General features: G+C 50.3%; 20 protein-coding genes. 1 reads left to right on the forward strand and 19 read right to left on the reverse strand.

The genetic code is table 11. The features are described from left to right. Positions 1–220 precede the first annotated feature (220 nt). A complete protein-coding gene (locus DQG13_RS08590; protein WP_113019334.1) occupies positions 221–985 on the forward strand; it encodes a helix-turn-helix domain-containing protein in 765 nt (254 codons plus the stop codon). Here the strand turns inward: DQG13_RS08590 and DQG13_RS08595 are convergent. The 19 genes from DQG13_RS08595 to DQG13_RS08685 form a co-directional block, all read right to left on the reverse strand. Beyond that, positions 957–2,558, reverse strand: a complete 1,602-nt coding sequence (locus DQG13_RS08595) for a hypothetical protein (RefSeq protein WP_113019335.1) — start codon at positions 2,556–2,558, stop codon at positions 957–959. The genes DQG13_RS08590 and DQG13_RS08595 overlap by 29 nt on opposite strands. Before the next feature lie 327 nt (positions 2,559–2,885). After that, entirely contained in the window at positions 2,886–3,200 is a 315-nt protein-coding gene (fliT, locus tag DQG13_RS08600; RefSeq protein ID WP_397333951.1) for a flagellar protein FliT, read from the reverse strand. 13 nt (positions 3,201–3,213) lie between these two features. Further along, on the reverse strand, positions 3,214–3,621 hold the full coding sequence (gene fliS, locus DQG13_RS08605) for a flagellar export chaperone FliS (protein WP_113019337.1): 408 nt from the start codon (positions 3,619–3,621) through the stop codon (positions 3,214–3,216). A 25-nt stretch (positions 3,622–3,646) separates the two neighbouring features. Beyond that, the gene (gene fliD / locus DQG13_RS08610) at positions 3,647–5,173 is read right to left on the reverse strand and encodes a flagellar filament capping protein FliD (RefSeq protein WP_113019338.1); all 1,527 of its coding nucleotides are present in this window, start codon (positions 5,171–5,173) and stop codon (positions 3,647–3,649) included. Positions 5,174–5,185: 12 nt separating this feature from the next. Then, positions 5,186–5,578, reverse strand: coding sequence for a flagellar protein FlaG (locus DQG13_RS08615; RefSeq protein WP_258525549.1), 393 nt, complete (start codon positions 5,576–5,578; stop codon positions 5,186–5,188). A gap of 68 nt (positions 5,579–5,646) precedes the next feature. After that, positions 5,647–6,678 (reverse strand): hypothetical protein, encoded by a 1,032-nt coding sequence (locus DQG13_RS08620; protein ID WP_146767120.1) that lies wholly within the window; start codon positions 6,676–6,678, stop codon positions 5,647–5,649. Between the two features lie 123 nt (positions 6,679–6,801). Then, positions 6,802–8,175 (reverse strand): flagellin N-terminal helical domain-containing protein, encoded by a 1,374-nt coding sequence (locus tag DQG13_RS08625; RefSeq protein ID WP_113019341.1) that lies wholly within the window; start codon positions 8,173–8,175, stop codon positions 6,802–6,804. A gap of 151 nt (positions 8,176–8,326) precedes the next feature. Beyond that, positions 8,327–8,560 (reverse strand): carbon storage regulator CsrA, encoded by a 234-nt coding sequence (gene csrA, locus DQG13_RS08630; RefSeq protein WP_113019342.1) that lies wholly within the window; start codon positions 8,558–8,560, stop codon positions 8,327–8,329. A 2-nt stretch (positions 8,561–8,562) separates the two neighbouring features. Then, positions 8,563–9,024 carry a flagellar assembly protein FliW gene (gene fliW / locus DQG13_RS08635; protein WP_113019343.1) on the reverse strand — a complete coding sequence of 154 codons (462 nt, stop codon included), beginning with the start codon at positions 9,022–9,024 and terminating at the stop codon, positions 8,563–8,565. Between the two features lie 76 nt (positions 9,025–9,100). Then, positions 9,101–9,670 (reverse strand): DUF6470 family protein, encoded by a 570-nt coding sequence (locus DQG13_RS08640; RefSeq protein WP_220094341.1) that lies wholly within the window; start codon positions 9,668–9,670, stop codon positions 9,101–9,103. A gap of 24 nt (positions 9,671–9,694) precedes the next feature. After that, positions 9,695–10,591, reverse strand: coding sequence for a flagellar hook-associated protein FlgL (flgL, locus tag DQG13_RS08645; RefSeq protein WP_113019344.1), 897 nt, complete (start codon positions 10,589–10,591; stop codon positions 9,695–9,697). Positions 10,592–10,628: 37 nt separating this feature from the next. After that, complete coding sequence (flgK, locus tag DQG13_RS08650; protein ID WP_113019345.1) at positions 10,629–12,206, reverse strand: flagellar hook-associated protein FlgK; 1,578 nt, start codon at positions 12,204–12,206, stop codon at positions 10,629–10,631. A 16-nt stretch (positions 12,207–12,222) separates the two neighbouring features. Further along, positions 12,223–12,723 (reverse strand): flagellar protein FlgN, encoded by a 501-nt coding sequence (locus DQG13_RS08655; protein ID WP_113019346.1) that lies wholly within the window; start codon positions 12,721–12,723, stop codon positions 12,223–12,225. A 52-nt stretch (positions 12,724–12,775) separates the two neighbouring features. Continuing rightward, a complete protein-coding gene (gene flgM, locus DQG13_RS08660; RefSeq protein ID WP_113019347.1) occupies positions 12,776–13,021 on the reverse strand; it encodes a flagellar biosynthesis anti-sigma factor FlgM in 246 nt (81 codons plus the stop codon). A gap of 95 nt (positions 13,022–13,116) precedes the next feature. Beyond that, positions 13,117–13,551 (reverse strand): TIGR03826 family flagellar region protein, encoded by a 435-nt coding sequence (locus DQG13_RS08665; RefSeq protein WP_113019348.1) that lies wholly within the window; start codon positions 13,549–13,551, stop codon positions 13,117–13,119. A 33-nt stretch (positions 13,552–13,584) separates the two neighbouring features. Further along, a complete protein-coding gene (locus DQG13_RS08670; RefSeq protein ID WP_113019349.1) occupies positions 13,585–13,977 on the reverse strand; it encodes a hypothetical protein in 393 nt (130 codons plus the stop codon). Positions 13,978–14,040: 63 nt separating this feature from the next. After that, positions 14,041–14,799, reverse strand: coding sequence for a ComFC family protein (locus DQG13_RS08675; protein ID WP_113019350.1), 759 nt, complete (start codon positions 14,797–14,799; stop codon positions 14,041–14,043). A 113-nt stretch (positions 14,800–14,912) separates the two neighbouring features. Next, positions 14,913–16,937 (reverse strand): ATP-dependent helicase ComFA, encoded by a 2,025-nt coding sequence (locus DQG13_RS08680; protein WP_258525550.1) that lies wholly within the window; start codon positions 16,935–16,937, stop codon positions 14,913–14,915. Between the two features lie 142 nt (positions 16,938–17,079). After that, entirely contained in the window at positions 17,080–17,484 is a 405-nt protein-coding gene (locus tag DQG13_RS08685; protein WP_113019351.1) for a glycosyltransferase family 2 protein, read from the reverse strand. Between the last annotated feature and the right edge of the window lie 62 nt (positions 17,485–17,546).

The raw sequence follows: 17,546 nt of genomic DNA on the forward strand, positions 1-17,546 counted from the left end.
CAGCCAATTCCTGACGCATCTCCGTCCTTGCCCAACCAACTCCTGGCACATTCCCACTCCTGTCCGACACCCCTTATCCAATTTGAACACCTGCGCACCACAATCTCCACCTGAAGATAACGAACGGCCATATACCTGTTTTCCTTGAAATCTATCACGTTCCCCTACTTGAATATGCTATGATAGAGATCATAATAATGAAGACAGGAGACAGACAAGCATGGACTTGAAGTCAATTGGAACCCGGATCAGATCACTTCGCCTGGGAACAGGCCTTTCCATGAAAGCGCTGGCGGCGAAGATCACGGAGCAGACAGGCGTCACCATTTCCTCCGGACAAATCAGCGATTGGGAAAACGGCTACAAAAACCCCTCCGCCCCCGGATTAATTGCCTTATCCCTGTACTTTCAGGTATCCGCCGACTGGATTCTGAAAGGAAACGATATTCCCGAGGAACAGATGGAGCTGATTCGCCTGTTTCGTGAATTGCCCGATCAGGATCAAGCCTTTGTCAGGCGGTATATTCAATTGGCTCTTCTGGATAAGGAGATTTCCATCCCATCAAGAAAATCCTTAAGCAAGCTTCTGCGCCGCACAAGACCGCTTTCATTGAAGAAGCTGCAGGCTGTCCGGGAAGATGCATCGGATTATACTCTTGATGTAGGGAGAATCATCCCTTTGCTGGGACCGGAGGCGGCCAGCATAGCAGCAGATTGGGTCAATCATATTCACGGCTATCTCCATGTGGCGGAACCCCTGCAGCATTGCTTCGCCATTCCTGTTTCTCCCGGAAAACACGGGGAGCTGCCAAACGCGGACACCCATCCCCGTTATGCCATCGTCCAACCGCGGGAAAGCTATGAGCCCGGGGATTTGGTGGCAGTTCGGACAACAGACGGTTTTGCCGTAGAAGCCTTCACTGGTCTGAAGGATGCCCTTGTCATAGGCAAGATCATCAGTGAAGTAGCTCCTCCTTCAAAATAAAGCTTCTGAGCAGCCTGGTGTTATTGGCAAGAGCTTTGCAAATATGATAAAGACTGTACTCTTCCGCTTTGACCGACAGCAGCAGGTACACACGCTCCAGCTGATCCGGCCGGTCCTTCAGATTCAATATGTAGTTCCAGGCATGCTTGTGAATATAATAATATCTGCATCTGGAAATCAGCATCCGTTCTCTCTTCCGTTGGTCACCGGCATGGAAGCGCTCCAGCTCTTCCCGGTATTCCTCCCGGCCAACCCCGGTGACATAAGCGCTGACCTGGTTCAGCTTCTCCAGAATACTGGGACGGATGCGATCCTCCCACGTCCATCCAATAAGATCCTCCACGCTGTCAATGTCATAACCCGGAACCGCATTCTGGCTCAATTCATCCATGATCGATCCCACCTGCTCAAGAAAAGCGTTCCTTTTCCCAGGCTTCTCCGGTTCTGTCCGTTGCCCCGCCAGCGCCTTCACATCACATAGCTCCCCCAGCTCCTTCTCCAGAGCCTCCACTGCATCCGAATAGGAAAAACCGGTACGCATGGGCTCCCGGACCCCGGCCACATTCAGAATCACCTTCCCCAGCATAGAATACACCGTTTCCGGCGTTTCCCCCCGCGGCTCCAGCAGTGCAGACAACCGTTCGTACCCTTCCTGCTCCGGGGCATCGGGCCAGCCCAACTGAAGCACAGATTCCGCAAATACGGCAGCATCATACCGGCAGCCTGCCGGGTCCAGCACACAGATTCGACAAGCATCCGCCAGCGAAAACCCTTGCAGCAGAAACTCCCGGAGCACAGAACGGAAACCCAAGGTTCCCAGCTGATGGCTCTGAAACCGGGCAAGATAATAGCGTTCAATCACAGAAGAGGAAAACTCCTGTCTAATGAATGCGCCCCGCTCCTCCTCTCCCTCCAGAAGCGATAGCCTTATCCAAGCCTTTAATGCACTTATTTCATCCCGCACCAGAGGACGAATTCTATCCAATAGCCGCCTGCCTTCCGTTCGCTCGGAAAGCTGGATGGGACGGGGGAGAAGGGAGTTTGCCCATCCGACTGCCAGCTCCATCTGCTGCCGGGTCGAATCGCCGCTCACAACCGCCTTGCCGGGAAACCGGCTTTCAATCAGACAAGCCACGGCAAGCACGTACAAATGATAAGGATACCCTTGGGTTTTGGCATCAAACACCATCACTCCACCCGTCGGAACACCCGGGAGCTTCAGCCATTCCTCCGGCAGCATCGTGGCCAAGATGTCTTTGCCGTACGTATCCCCCGCCCTCGCCACCCGGCTTCGATAAACATCCAGATGCCGGACAAGCTCAAAGGACTCCGCCGTCTGCAGAGAAATCTCATCCCCGAACACATGCCAGCCCCTTTTGCCGCCCACCTGCGGAAGCGGCCTTTCCCTGGCCCGGTCCACATAGGCCCAAATCACCCTGTACGTCTCCTCATCGAGCAAAAGATCCAAAAACGGATATGCCTCCAACAGCAACAGCGACTCCTCATATACCCGCTCCCACTCCTGCGGGTCCATCTCATTAGGCAAAATCTCCAGCCGGATGTATACACCCATCGTCTCCCCCACCCCTTCTGCAGCCCTATTTTGTGCAGCCACTCCTAAATGAGATTAAAAAGCTTCGCTTTTTTCTATTATAAACCTATATAAGAGCATATTTCAATATATTAATCTCATATGGGAGCAAAAGGTGTAGGCCTGATTGCCGTACAAACCCATGCAAAAAGGCCCATTCCGGTCTTAGCAGGAATGGGCCTTGCTGTGGCTGAAGGCCGTAAAGGAGGAGAAGCAGCAAGCCGTGATCGCGGTACTGCACAAATCCTTAATCATGGATAGCCAGTTCAACAAAAAACCACCAGGCCATAGGACCTAATGGTTGGGTGATCACTTCCGCCGATCAAAAAACAAGCTATCCGGCGTATAGCCCGCATCATAAGCAGCCTTCTGCACTCTGCTGGCGTTTGCGCGATTAAGCTGGAGAGATGCATGCTGCTTCAATTGTTCCATCCGATTCACAATTAGCCGGTCCCAAGCCAGAATCTCCTGGACGGCTGCAGCATGCCGGGCCTTTTCAACCGGGGTGGGCGTCAGGTCTTCGAGCTGCTCAAACAGGGCGCCGCGCTCTTCCACATAAGCGGTCAAATCATCCTCTGTGGCTTGTTCAAACCTGTTGACCATATCCCGCGTCATCCGATGCATAGACAAAATAAGCTCATCCATGATGCACAGATCCGGCAGGAGCAGCCGCGGCCAGCTTCGCCGCCTGCATCCAGGTTTCCTTCAGTTCCAGGAGATACCCCAGAATTTCCTCGGCAGGCTCGGTCGACTTCTTCGTATTGGCTTCAATCAGCCTGTAGTTGTAATACTCGTAAAGCCGGAGGAGATTCTCGGCAATGGGCGAACTGCGGTCCAGGGTAATAGCGAACTCGCTGATAATGTTCTGCACCTTCACCAGATTTTTGTTGGCTTCCTCATAATCCTGATTGCGAATGCCTTCGATGCCCGCCCTGCAGAAGCGAACCGCGCCATCACAGAGCATAATCAGCAATTGCGCCGGCGTAGCCGTCTGCACAGATGTCTCCAGATACTTATTGCGTTGCGCCTGCTGCTGCACGTTCATGCGGAATTCCCCCTGTTTTCTTCCGTCAACTGCTAAAAGCGTTGGTTAAATAGGCCGATTGCGAATTGTAATTATTAATTGCGGTTTCCATAGCCGTAAACTTAGTATAATACATAGTCTCCCGATCTGTCAGCCGGTCAGTCCATCGGTCGATTTCTTTATCCATTTGGGTGAGCTGCTTACCCATCAGGCTGTCTTCATTCAAAGATGAAATATCTCCGTACTTAGAAGTTCCCGCTTTTTCAGAGATGCTGCCCATGGCTTTGAAGGTTTGAGCGTAAAGCCGTTCAGCAATTCCGGCGTTATTCCCGGATGCATCCCCCTTGGAATTGAACATGGCGGCAACAGCCTCAGGGTCGGCCTCAATAGCTTCCTTAAGCTTGGTCTCATCCAGATACAGCTTGCCGTTCTCCGAATAGGTTCCCGTCGTAATGCCAATAGAGCTAAGCGTCTTGTATTTGCTGCTGCCAGTCTCCACAAAACTGGAAATGGTCATTCGCATATTGCTGACCAGTTCGCTAAGGATGGTATCATTCTTCATTAAGCCGCTTTTGGCTTTTTCTTCCCAAAGCTTGATATCGTCCTCTTCCATTTCCTTCTTCTGCTCGTCAGTCAGAGGGGTATAATCCCGGTAACGTTTCTCTGTAATCTTCGAGGTTAGCGTGCTAAGCAACTCATTATAACTACTTATGAATGATTTCACAGATTCTACAATAGCATCTGCATCCGTACCTACTGTTACAGTAGAAGCGGCTGTGTTTTTCCCATTCAACGTAATAGTAGTGCCATTTATCGTAAAGGTATTGCTGTCGCGGGTTGTGGACATACCATTAATCTGTAGCTCAGCAGCGGAGCCTTTCACTGAATCAGAGGTAGAATTTGTAGCTGATACCTGAAGAACATCCGTCAGGAAGCTGCCTTCAAACGTAATATACTCCTCATTTTTTTCCGTTCCGTTAGTTGCACCTGTATTCTTGGCAGTGAAGCTGATCTTCCCCTGGGCAGAATCATAAAATGCAATTACATTAGTTGTTTTGTTAATCCGGCTAATGACATCATTCAGAGAATCAGTTGTTGGATCAATAGTTACCGATGTGCCATTAATTTTGATTGCCACGGAGGAAGAGCCTACATCGCCAGACAAGTTTTCATTCTGTGAAGATAATGTTTTGGAGGGATCGAAAGAGGAGCCATTGGCAGTATCCCGGATATCGCCACTGAACTTTGATGCGGCAACAGCCAACGTGTCTACTTTGATCGTATAGCTGCCGTTAGCAGCACCGCCTGTTGCAGTCGCTGTAACAGCAGTTGTATCCCCACTAACAGTGGCTTTTTTCGCAGCCAACGTCTTTTCCATTTTAAACGCAGAAAGCTTGTTATTACGGAAGTCCAGCAGCTTCGAGTTCAATTCTTTATATGTATCCCGCTGCCACTGAAGTATTTGCTTCTGTTGCTTTTTTTTATCAAAAGGTATTCTTTCTGTTTTCATAAGATTGGCAACCAGCGTATCAATATCCATACCGGAAGCCAACCCGCTAATGCGCGTACTCATAATGATCCCCTCCTATCTGCGTTCATCAACGAGAATGCCAGCCATCTCCCATAGCCGCGCTACAAAATCCATGGTCTTCTCCGGCGGTATCTCCCGAATCACTTCACCGGAATCGCTGTTTACAACCTTGACCATAATTTGGTTAGTCTTCTCATGAACAGAAAACTTCAGGGAAGTCTGAGTTCCTTGCAGCGCCTTCACTGAACGCTCAATGGCCCGGATCAACTGCTCCTCGCTGATGGGGACCGCTTCGCCTTGAAGCTCGGCTTGTTTTAAGTCTCTGCTGGTTTGAACCGTTACAACATCTTTTGTCATGTCTCTCGCAATTTCCTTCACGCGAACCGGCAGCTCCGGTACAGAAGCCGGATAACCGGACTGGCCGAATGAAATATCATTTGCTCCCATAATGTTTCCTCCCACGCTCATCAATTATATGATATATATCGGAGAAGGAGAGAGGAATTATTATAGGACTATTGGATATTAATCTCGGTGTGAATGATACCGACACTTCCAAGACCGCCAACACAATAAGAATCTGTGTTTAAATACTTCCTTTCATCACCAGAGTATGGATGGGTGTAGAAATTCTCTATAAAATTGCGTACCGGTTTGTCTTCTTCAAATATGCAAGAGCTATATAACTGCCCTAGCAAGTCCCCCAGGAACGTCTTGACAAGCTGATTGCCAAAATTGGCTATCATATGAACAGGTTCTCCAATCCCCAATGCCAGATACTTCTTAGAAAAGTCAAACAAATCATATGCAAAGCGATGACTATAGAACATCTCAAGGCTCAGTAGCTCCGGAGTCTCAAAGACATAATTCATCAGTACATTTCGGCTCTGGACGTCCAGACAAGGGGCCAGGTAGGAAACGCTTGAAGGCTGGAGACTGGATAAATGCGTTTCTTGAAGGATGGCGCTTTTTCGCGGATTTATAAAAGAATCAAGCAATTCCGCACCTATAAAAACAAAATCTCCTGGAGCATGAAGTAAACCATACGAGCCTAAACATCCTGATATGTTTGGAAGAAGGTAGGTTGGGCCAGAAAAATATGATCCTTGGACGCCCTGAAATTCGGGAAATTTAGACAAAAGATATAATTGTTCTTTATTGCGGATATCCCATGAACGAATTCGTGTTTGCTCCTTAGCCTTTTTAAACTGATTAATGGTCACTTTCTCCACATATTTCGCGTTCTGAAAAACCAAGGATACAATAAAAATAAGATCTCCCAGTTCACGTTGAACCTGCCGCCCATAACAATCAAACGTAACTTGTGATTTATTTCCATGGATGAAAAGAGCGTTTGTAGAAATTTCAAATGAATATGGATCAATCGTACCTTTTGTGTGGAACCCATCTAAATTCTGAACAATATGCTCAATTATTTTTACCAGTTTCGGCTCTGTGCTGCCTTTCCCTAAATATCCTGATACCAAAGCGCCAGCAAGTCTTTGGGCAAAGTATTTTTGGTATCGCAAAAAAGGTTCACTATTCATGATATAACCACAACAGGAGTACAAATTATGCAAAGTCGAATAGGAAAGCATATACGACCTCATTCCTTTGGGAAATATAAAAAGAGAGACCCCGTAGAGTCTCCCTTGTTGATGAATCTAAAATTAACGCAGCAATTGCAGTACGCCTTGCGGTTGTTGGTTGGCTTGAGCCAGCATGGCTTGGGCAGCTTGAGTCAGGATGTTGTTCTTGGTGAACTCGGTCATTTCCTTAGCCATGTCTACATCGCGAATACGGGATTCAGCAGCAGTCAGGTTTTCGGAGGAAGTACCGAGATTGTTGATGGTGTGTTCAAGGCGATTTTGGTAAGCACCAAGCTTAGCACGTTCACCGGAGACAGAAGTCAAAGCTTTGTCGATTATAGCAATTGCACTGGATGCATTTTCAGCAGTGGAAACATCAATGCTGTCTACGCCAAGAGACTTGGCTCCCATATCACCAATTGTCATCTTGAAGGTTTGACCTTCATTGGCACCAATTTGCATGGTCAGTTCATCTTTATTAACTGTCAAAGTTGCTGTATCGGTAGCAGCTCCACCAACATTCAGAACAAGACCTTTTAATGCTCCGCTGTTAACAGTTAATACGCGGCCATCTTTGCTATCAGCCGTTACATTAGCTGCTACACCATCAATAGTAATCGCTGCATCGGCACCCGTCACAGCTTTGCCAGCATCAGCGGCAGTATACAAAGTTGCCAATGCATTACCAGCAAGAGTAATCGACTTGTTACCAAATTCTGTCCTATCCAACTGCAAAGCATCGTCTGCATCAATAGATGCAACAACACCGGTTTTAGAAGAGTACTCGTTAATCTTGTTAACGATTTGGTCAGCAGTATATGTTCCGTTTTCAAAAGTAATTGTTGTACCATTAAGAACAAGCGAGTTATTACTATCAGTAATCGTTACTCCGGATGCAAGATCAGCAGTACCAACAGTTGTTGTTTTAGCTGCAGCAGTTGTAACCTCAACGGCGTAGGTACCCGATACAATCGTACCTGCCAATGCAGACTTCACACTTGCTGCATTTACATCACTAGACACTGCTTTGGTACCAAAATCACCTTTCATCAGGGTCTTGGTATTAAATTCAGTTGTGTTTGCAATTCGATCAATCTCGTCAACCAATTGACTAATTTCTTTTTGAAGCTCTCCACGATCGGTATCAGTATTGGTGTCGTTGGTAGCTTGGACTGCCAGTTCACGCATACGCTGCAGAATGCTGTGAGTTTCATTCAAAGCACCTTCAGCGGTTTGAATCAAGGAGATGGCATCTTGTGAGTTCTTTTGCGCCATGTCCAAACCACGGATTTGACCGCGCATTTTTTCGGAGATGGCCAGACCAGCAGCGTCATCTCCAGCACGGTTTATGCGAAGACCGGAAGACAACTTTTCCAAAGACTTGGAAGATGCGGAGTTGTTGGAAGCCAAAGCGCGGTTGGTGTTCAGAGCCGCAATGTTGTGATTAATTCTCATGATATTACTTCCTCCCTGAAGTGGTATGTAGCATCCACGTCCTTGTGGATGTTAGGACTATCAGACTAAGGTCGGCCGCCCTTGTCGAATAGCTGCTATTTCTATTATCGGACAATCCTGTCCGCTTTTGAAGAGTCTTCTGCAAAAAAATTTATGTTTTTCCCCGTTTTTCGAGTTTTTTCAAACCCTCGAGCCCTATCGTCATTTTGGCTGCTTCTTTATTGGCCTCTTGAATTCCGGTGTATATCTCCTTTCGGTAAATATCCACCTCCTTGGGGGCTTGAATGCCCAGCTTTACCACATCCCCTTCCACTCCCAGGACCGTGACCTCAATTCCGTCACCAATGATAATGGCTTCTCCTTTTTTGCGCGAAAGTACCAGCATCGTTATCCCTCCTCTGCAAAAGACTGCACGGACGGATCAGCTGGAAAGAGGCTGTGTCGAGTGGTATATCCCGTATTCTGAAGCACCAGTTGTTTGCCGTTCAAGGTACGTCTGTTCATTACGATAGGGGCAAGCAAATTGGCAGTAGCCTTCTCAAACTCGCCGCTTGCGGTTACCACACAATAGAGGGCCACATCTTCTTCCGTCTCCAGGCCCAGCTCCTTCTGCACCTGATCGGGAATATCCACCGTGTACTCCGGGAAGAAGTGAAACGGATCTGCCAGAAGGAAATGCAGCTCCGCCGGCTCAAGCGCCTGCAGAAAGGAAAAGGGCAGCTCAGGGTCAGGCATTAACAACAGGTACTGATGCACCTCCTCAAAACCAGGTATCCCGTTTCGAAAGTGGATAATATCCTTATCTTCGTACTCCACCGTACCCATGACCATGGTCTCAACAATTGCCACTTTAGAATCACTCCTGTTCTTATGATTCAAACAAAAAAAGCTACGGAAGCATCATCCATAGCCTGATTATACCTAACTACATCTGTAAATCAATTTGGGGTGGTATGATTTCCACCTTGCCGTACTGCTGCATATAAATATCCAGCTTGCCCCGGATATAGCTGACCTCGGGCCGGTTTACTCTGGCCTCCACATCCAACCGTCCCTCCTGAACTTGAATGTCCGGCTTGTGCGCTGTATATTGAAGCTCCACATTGTCATAAGAAGCAGGGCCGGGGTAATTAAATTCATGAAATTTGTAGGCCTCTTCTTGCCCGATATCCGCAATGGCGTTGGCCCTGGTATGAATAGCGGCCAGCCGATTGCCCCGCTCTACTGCCTTTGCTACCCCTTGAAGCGCAACATTGGCGGCTTCCGAATAAATCCGGTTCATGGTCTGCAGGTGTCCGCCAATGGCCAGTCCGTCCCATGCTGCCGACTGATCGATTTGAAGCTCGCCGTTGGGTGAATGGATGGAGATCTGCGGACGGGTAGTCTTCAATTCCAAAGTAGGTCTGGGCTGCTTCATGTCGTAACGGCCAAGGTCAGCATCAATGCCCAGCAGGGCAGGCTCTTGCCGGATACTGATCATAGGGATGGACGGCATATTCTTCCCCCTCCCTCAATACAATTAACGCAGAAAATCTATTAAACTGGAGCTGATCAGTTTGGCCCCTACAGCCAGGGATGCCTGATACACATTTTCGCCAGCCTTCAGGTTAGTAATAACCGTGGGAATATCCGCATCCTCTGTTTTGGATTGGAGACTTTGCAGATTCACGCCAATATCCTCCAACCGGTCCTGGGCCAGCTCAATTCGGTTGGTTTTGGCGCCAATCTCCGAACGCAAAGCCAAAAACGAGTTGATCCGGTCATCCAGAGTGCCGATCAGATTGGAAACCGTTGTCTGGTCCCCCGATCCAAGAGCATTGGACAAATCGTCCAGCACCTTGAAGGCGTTGTCCGCAGCGCCAGGGCTTCCAAAAACGGCAGCCCCGTTAATGTTTACAGGAAGCGTCACGCCGACACCGATTTCAAACTGGATGCTGCCGGTGTCAACGGGATCAGTAGCAGCTGTTGCCAGATCATAAGGCTTGGTATCCGTCTTCTGTCCGTTAAACACATACTTACCATTAAACTGGCTGTTACCAATCGTCAGCAATTGCTCCCGAAGCTGGTCAACCTCACTTTTTATAGCATCAAGAGCCGTTTCTGGATTAGTTCCGTTAGCTCCGCTCACTGCCAATTCCCTCACCCGTTGAAGCACCGAATTGGCCTGATCAAGAGTGGTATCCGTATATTCCAGCCAGGAGAGGGCATTGTCCACATTTTTCTGGTACTGATCGTTAGAAGACAGCTCACTCCGGTACCGCATGGAATAGCTGATTCCAACAGGATCATCCGACGGCTTGTTAATCGTTCTGCCTGTAGCCAGCTGATTCTGTAGATAGGAGTTTTTCTTTACGTTATTGCTCAGATTACGCAGCAGCTGCGTATTCATCATGCCTTGCGTCACACGGTTTGGCATCTGTTCTCCATCTCCAATCCCTTACGCGGTGCTATTATTATCTGCCGACAACGCCCATACTGTTGATTACCTTGTCCAGCATCTCGTCAAAGGTAGTCAGAACTCTTGCCGCGGCATTATAAGAATGCTGATACTTGATCATATTGGCCATTTCCTCATCCAGGGACACTCCGCTTACAGACTGGCGGCGGGAGTCCACCTGATCCACCAGCACCTGTTGATTGGTGGATTGCCGACTGGCTTCTTGAGACTGGATGCCCAACTGGCCCACAAAAGCCTGAAAAAAGTTGTCCAGCGTACCTGAGGCCAGTGCTACCCCTCCACTACTGGTTGGATCAAAATTAAATTGGGAATTTTTCAGTCCGGCGATTACGAGCGACAAGTTGTTATTACCCACCAACAGCTTCTCAGTGCCAGTCGCTGTATCCTGATAAGTGCCCATGGAAGCGGCAATTTTGGCTACATTATTCACGATATTGGGGTTTACTGTAACACTCTCGGCATTAAATTCCGTAGCGCCCGCCTTTAAGGTAAAGAAGGGTTCCCCTTTCGTCAATGTGGCTTCCCCGGTATATCCCAGCTGATGCAGCTGGTTGATGCCGTTCACCTTTACCGTCAAATCAGCTGTCAATGTTCTGGAGGCGCCTGTATAAGTCACTCCGTTCAGCACCGTCCCCTCCGGCAATACGCTGCCTTTGGGAATCGTAACCGTTGTTTCCCCTTCAACGAAGGATTTCACCATGGTATCCAGCTGCTTCTGATAATTGGCAACATAACTGTCTCGGGACACGATCAGGCCATAGGCTTCGCCGCTGCTCAAATCTCCGGAGGCGTAAGCATCTTGCAAGGTTTGTGAGGTAACCGTTGTACTAACGGTCCTGCCGTTAACCAGTTCAATTCCGCCAACCCGAATCGCATACCCGCTGGCTGATTCGGTAACGCTAACATTGGCAATCCCCGACAATTCGTCCACCAGCAAATCACGCTGATCCCGCAAATCATTGGCGTCATTGCCCAGCCCTTCAATCCGGTAAATTTCCTGATTCAGCGCTGCCACCTGCTGCGTAATGGAATTGATCTGCGCAACCTGGACATCTATGCCGCTGGTTAAGTCTGCGGAGAGATCCTTCAGCTTCTGGGAGGTATTGTTGAAGGCATCCGTCAGTGCGAGTGCATTCTCCTTGACAACTGCCCGGGCCGTCAGATTATCCGGCGCCTTGCTCAGTTCCTGCCAGGCATTCCAGAAATTCTGAACAACTTGACGGATTCCCGTATCGGAGGGTTCGTTAATAATGGCCTCCAGCTTCTCCAGGGTATCCGCTCTTGTCGACCATTCTCCAAGACTCTTATTTTCGTTATAATATTGGCTGTCGAGAAACTTCTCCCGCACCCGCTTGATATAATCGAATTCCACGCCTTGGCCCAATTGGCCGGGAGCATTGGACCGCATCAGGCCCGGAGCTTCGATGGGACGGGAGGCCACCAAATTGACCACCTGCCGGGAATAGCCCTTGGTATCCGCATTGGCGATGTTATGGCCTGTTGTGGATAATGCCGTCTGATGGGCAAACAAGCTTCTTTTGGATATTTCGATTCCACCGAATGTAGATCCCATTCATGCTCCTCCTTTCTTATGCTCTTGAGTCGAACATACCAGTTCGTTTATAGCCCTGCTGCGCGGCAGAGGGATTATGGTACACCACATCATCCTCGGGAGGGCCCAGCACCAGATCCATGGAATACTCAATAAAGGCCAGCGACTGCCTGATCAATTGCTGGTTGAGCTCATTTGCTTCCTTCAACCGGGATAGAGTGTGGCTCAATGTCTGCTGCGCCTGCTGCAGACGGGCCTTGTCCTCTGCCTTGAATAGAAGCACGATCAAATCGCTCACGGAAATCTTTGGGTTAGGGCGGTAGCATTTCTGGACCAGAAACGCATTTACCGCTTCCGTCCGTTTACCCTCCAGCTCATTTAGCTGGCGTACCAGAAGATTCTCCTTGTGCACAATCTGGTTCAGGTCCTCCACCCGGTTGGCGATCAGGACCTCTTTCTTGCGACAAGCCAGATCAAGCATCGCTGCGTAGAGCAGATTCATTTCCTCCAGGCATTGAATGACATCGTTGATGGACATGATGTGAACCTGCCTTCCGAACTAAGATTTCTAGCGCCTGAGTTATTCGGGTCTATTTCAAAAAGGGCCACAGCTTTTCGGCAATTTTCCCTGCTTCCACATGATAGGTCCCCGTGGAAACAGCCTGCTTCAGTTCTTCCAGCTTCTTCGAGTTCTGCACGTTCAGCAATTCCTTGGCTTCTGAGGAAATCTGCACTTCATCCGTTCGCTTCTTCACATCCGAGGATGTCGGCGCAACGCTCATATTCTTCCTATACGGATTGACATTCCCGATGCGGGATGGTTCATTGATCTTCATAACGAGTCACCTCTTTGGGTCCGACAAATAAAAAACCGATAATAGTATATCCCTATTATCGGCATTGCACATAGGATTGTTTAGATCAAGTTCATTTATAAGAAGCGGTCCTTCTGCAGTCGTTCCTTAATGTTATAGCTGGTACCCTCCGGTTGTTTCTGCTTCAAGGACTCCCGGCGCTGTTCGTCTTCCTTGGCATGCTGCATGTCCCGGGTGATCTTCTTCCGGCAATCCGGACAGATATGCCCTTCCTTGATCGGCGCACCGCAGGATTCGCATGGATAGAACATATTTGGCATATTTAAAATGGAAATTCGTCCCTCGCGGATAAACTTCACAATTTGACGGAACGGGATTTCGGTTTCATCACTTAACTGCTGGATGGTGCAGCCCCGGTTTTCCCTTAAATATTTAGCGGCAACCTCATACATCTTGTCGATTTCTTTTACGCACGCAGGGCAGACATCATGGATATTATTCTTGGCATAAAGCCGGCCGCAGCGGCTGCAATTATCTACATTCAACCCCATTGAAAAACACCTCTCCCCCGGCAAAAACTTCGTTTATTGCTTCTGCAGGTTCATCTGTTCCTTTAGCTGCTCTACATCTGCCATGGTCTGATCCAGATCATGCTCCAGCGCAATCTGTCCCCGGCGGAGACGGCGCAGCTCAGTTTTGGTTTCGGTCTTGAACTCACCCAGATCATCGCGGAGTTCCTTGAAGTTGCGGCTGGTCTCATCCCGGAAGGCGTACATTTCATCCTTGAATTGATGCATTTCGTTCTTGAATTCGTACATCTCGCTTTTGAATTCATGCATTTCACTTTTGAATTCGCCAAGCTCCTGCCGGAGGCTCCGCAAGTCTGTCTCCACCCGGTCCAGCCCGCCTGTTACCTTGGCATTGATAATTTCCACATTCTTCAGCAACGCCAGCAACAGCTCCTTCGTGTCGTCCATTCCGCTCCCTCCCTGTCCATCTAGCATACGATATTTTAGGCACCCCGACAATAGTGGAAAATATCATCTCGCCCAGCACAAGCCATATATCCGGGCCTGAGGCAAGCTCCCGCAGATGGCTTCCGCACATTGGGTCAAGGTGCTGCCTGTGGTGTAAACATCATCCACAATGAGGATGCGGAGCTTTTGCCGTTTGAGCGCCCTTTGGAGCTTGGCGGCCCGGCCGGGAATGACAGCGAAGGCTCCCCGCATGTTCTCCATCCGCTCGTGACGGGACATCTTGCTTTGTTTGCCCGTATGCCGCTGCCGCGACAAAAGAGAGACGACAGGCAGGCCGACTTGCTCGCCGAGAATAACCGCCATTTGCTCCGCTTGATTAAAGCCCCTTTCCGCGGCCCGCTCCGGACTAACCGGCACGAAGGTAATGCAATCGAAGCCGCGTTTCTTCATAGCTGGATCAAGCATGTATAGCCCGTAGGCATGAACCAGCATACGCCCCAGCAGCACCTGCAGCCGCTCGTTGCCCCGGTACTTGTACATGGCCAAAAGCTGGCGCATATCGTCATCATAGCTCACGGCGCTGCGATTCATGACAAGAGCCCGCGGCCCCAGCCGCAGGCAATCCGGACAATGCTCCGCACGGCCGCATACAGGGCATTCTACCTCCCGAATCCACGGCATGGACTGAAAGCAAGCATCACATACCCGGAGCGGATTCCAGCCCGCATACTGCCTGGCTTGCCCACATAAGCTGCATAAACGGGCAGGCGGGGCAATCAGATGGGCCATGCTATGGAGAAGCCATTGGCGTATGGATTTCATACGATTTTCACCTGTTATATGCATACCGTCACCTCGATTTTCAATAGTGCCCACGATTTTTTCCACGCGGATCTTGCCAATAGTCTTGCAGCGCAACTGGCAACCGGTATGGATTATTCCCGCCGGCGGTCCGGCTGGTCCGATTCCAGCAAATATCCCTTCTTGCCGGCAAGCCTGTTCATCTCCCGGATTTGCCCAATGGCCCGCAATTGGGAGGCTGTCCATTCCCTGGACCCGAAGAATACTCTGCCTGCCGGATCATCCTTGCTGCGCCCCGCCCTTCCCGCCATTTGAACCAGAGAAGCCTCGTCAAACAAGGCAGCGTCCGCACCCAAAATAAATACATCGGATTTGGGCACCGTTACTCCCCGCTCCAGGATGGTGGTGGTCACCAGCAGCGCAAATGTCCGGTCGCGGAACCCCTGAACTGTATCCCGCCGATTCTCGTCCTTGGAGGAGGTGCCTTTTACCGCAAACTCGGGAAAGGTCTTTCCCAACAGCCGGACCAGCGGCTCCACCCATGCGATACGGGGAACAAATACAAAGACCTGCGCCCCTCGCCGGAGGGAATCGGCCAATACGCTCCGCAGCTTCCCTGGAATACGTCCCTGCTTGAGCATCTGCTCCACCCGGGGCAAAACCAGGCGTTTGGGCACAGGCAATGGATGCCGGTGATACCGGACGGGAACCCGGACACAAGCAAGGGCTCCCCGGGCTGCCTCTTTCGCAAGTGCTGCAGGCGGCGTTGCCGACAGCAGAACATACCTTCCCGACCGCTTGCAGGCCCCCTCCGCCGCGTGGATAAGCATAGGATTATTATGGTATGGATACGCGTCCAGCTCATCGATAACCACCAAATCAAAAGCCTGATAAAACCGCATCAGCTGATGAGTCGTGGCCAGTGTTACCTGCCCTCTGCTCCAGCGCTCCTCGCTGCCGCCGTACAACGACACCACTGAGCACTCGGGAAACGCCTTGATCAGCCGGGGAGCCAGCTCCAGCACCACATCCTTGCGGGGAGTGGCGATCAGCACCTGACGGTTATGCGCCAGCTCATACTCAATCAAGGGGAAAATCATTTCCGTTTTCCCTGCCCCCGTTACTGCCCAAATCAGAAAACGGGGCAAGCCTGCCGGCTGGGCCCTTAACTTATCTGCAGGCACCACCGCCGATCTGGCCGCTGTGGCCTTCAGAAATCCAACACCTGCAAAAGCGGCATCCTTCTGGGCGGGACTTAGCCCCCAATGTCCCCAATCCGGTTCCTTGCAGAGTTCCCCCGCTCCATGTTGGTTAGCGCGCTCCAGCCAAGCCGGATCACCTCTGATCAGCACACTGCATTGCCTGATCCGCCCCATAGTCAGGCACTCCTCACAATATGCACAGAGCCCTCCGCATTCCTTGCACATTGACCAGTTGACCGCCCTCTGATGTCCGGAATTATCCTGCATAGAAGGGATAGTCGCTCTTCGGGATGAAGCCTCCCCAATGGCGAAGAAACGCAGCACTTGCCGCCCAATTTTCCGGAGAAAGTGAAACTCCCGCCCCATCTCACGGCTGCTCTCCGTACCGCATCTCCGGCATTTTACCGTATGGCGGATACTGCCTGTCCAGCTTTTTCGGCTGACCCACTCCATTCCCGGCTCCACCTGCAGAGCACCCAAGCAAACTCCGGCCTGGACATACCGTTTCCAATCGGACTGCCATTCGCCTAAACAGGCACTCTCCATCAATCCCGCAAGCTCCTCCGGCAATAAAGAACGCCCCGCCAGAATGCGGATCAATTGATCCAGCACCCTAAAATTGAGCGGAGCGCGACTGCTTGTCGATGCTTGTGTATGAAAAAGCAATGGTTCCATTTTGATCCGGGCCAAGTTTTCCCGGCTCATTCCTGCCTCCCGGCAGCCGATCACAAATTCCCTCCAAACATCCGTCGGATTTGTATTCCTGCGGCAATTCCGCTGCAGCCTGGCTGCCAGGTAAGACGCTTGTCCCAGCGAAACCTCCGGCCTGAACCGGACAAGAGCCGTACAGGCACTCAGCGATGCGTGCAACAGAGCCGCGTCGGTTTCATAATCCAAGGTAATTCTCCATTGCCATAACCCGTGGTTATTGCGAAGCCCATACAATTCTGCTTTCATTGCGGAATCGTGCCTCCCCTCAAAATTGGAGCCCCTGCCCAGACCGGACAGTGAAGCCACATTCAAATGGAGGAGTGCTTCTCCGACATTTCAACCTATGCTGGTGCTAAAGTATACAGAAACCAGTCTGCCCTGTAAGCGGTTACCCCCACAGAACAGCCAACCCTTCACCGTTTCCCCCTTGGGAAATCCGGTGAATCACAATCGGGTCATTGGGATGATCGGCCAGATATGATTCCACACTGGAATCCAGGACCCGGATCACACCTTCTTCCTTGCCGGCTGCCAGCCTCCGCACGATGGCCAGAGTTTCATCCTCGGAGTCCTCATCGGAGACTGCAATTTCAATTTTCCTGCCCCTTAATCTGGAGACAAACAATAGTGAACGCAAATACCATTCCACCTGGAGTTCGTTATTGCGCGTAATCAGCACAAATGTCGTGCAAGCCAATCCGCCGCGCCGGCGGCGCTTTACCGCATATGCCGCGTGAAGAATGGCCGCAGCCAAACCGTAGGCTCCGATAATCACGATTAATCCCCAGATCACAGGCAGTCCCTCCTTAAGGCTTTTCATGAAGAAAAGCCGGCGTCCCAAGCACAAGCCAACCC

The organism is Paenibacillus sp. YN15 (assembly GCF_003285005.1).
Lineage (GTDB): Bacteria > Bacillota > Bacilli > Paenibacillales > NBRC-103111 > Paenibacillus_AR.

Coding starts and splice junctions, on each gene's coding strand:
- DQG13_RS08590 (WP_113019334.1), top strand. CDS start 221: ATGGACTTGAAGTCAATTGGAACCCGGATCAGATCACTTCGCCTGGGA.
- DQG13_RS08595 (WP_113019335.1), bottom strand. CDS start 2,558: ATGGGTGTATACATCCGGCTGGAGATTTTGCCTAATGAGATGGACCCG.
- fliT (WP_397333951.1), bottom strand. CDS start 3,200: ATGCATCGGATGACGCGGGATATGGTCAACAGGTTTGAACAAGCCACA.
- fliS (WP_113019337.1), bottom strand. CDS start 3,621: ATGAACGTGCAGCAGCAGGCGCAACGCAATAAGTATCTGGAGACATCT.
- fliD (WP_113019338.1), bottom strand. CDS start 5,173: ATGAGTACGCGCATTAGCGGGTTGGCTTCCGGTATGGATATTGATACG.
- DQG13_RS08615 (WP_258525549.1), bottom strand. CDS start 5,578: ATGGGAGCAAATGATATTTCATTCGGCCAGTCCGGTTATCCGGCTTCT.
- DQG13_RS08620 (WP_146767120.1), bottom strand. CDS start 6,678: ATGAATAGTGAACCTTTTTTGCGATACCAAAAATACTTTGCCCAAAGA.
- DQG13_RS08625 (WP_113019341.1), bottom strand. CDS start 8,175: ATGAGAATTAATCACAACATTGCGGCTCTGAACACCAACCGCGCTTTG.
- csrA (WP_113019342.1), bottom strand. CDS start 8,560: ATGCTGGTACTTTCGCGCAAAAAAGGAGAAGCCATTATCATTGGTGAC.
- DQG13_RS08640 (WP_220094341.1), bottom strand. CDS start 9,670: ATGCCGTCCATCCCTATGATCAGTATCCGGCAAGAGCCTGCCCTGCTG.
- flgL (WP_113019344.1), bottom strand. CDS start 10,591: ATGCCAAACCGTGTGACGCAAGGCATGATGAATACGCAGCTGCTGCGT.
- flgK (WP_113019345.1), bottom strand. CDS start 12,206: ATGGGATCTACATTCGGTGGAATCGAAATATCCAAAAGAAGCTTGTTT.
- DQG13_RS08655 (WP_113019346.1), bottom strand. CDS start 12,723: ATGTCCATCAACGATGTCATTCAATGCCTGGAGGAAATGAATCTGCTC.
- flgM (WP_113019347.1), bottom strand. CDS start 13,021: ATGAAGATCAATGAACCATCCCGCATCGGGAATGTCAATCCGTATAGG.
- DQG13_RS08665 (WP_113019348.1), bottom strand. CDS start 13,551: ATGGGGTTGAATGTAGATAATTGCAGCCGCTGCGGCCGGCTTTATGCC.
- DQG13_RS08670 (WP_113019349.1), bottom strand. CDS start 13,977: ATGGACGACACGAAGGAGCTGTTGCTGGCGTTGCTGAAGAATGTGGAA.
- DQG13_RS08675 (WP_113019350.1), bottom strand. CDS start 14,799: ATGAAATCCATACGCCAATGGCTTCTCCATAGCATGGCCCATCTGATT.
- DQG13_RS08680 (WP_258525550.1), bottom strand. CDS start 16,937: ATGAAAGCAGAATTGTATGGGCTTCGCAATAACCACGGGTTATGGCAA.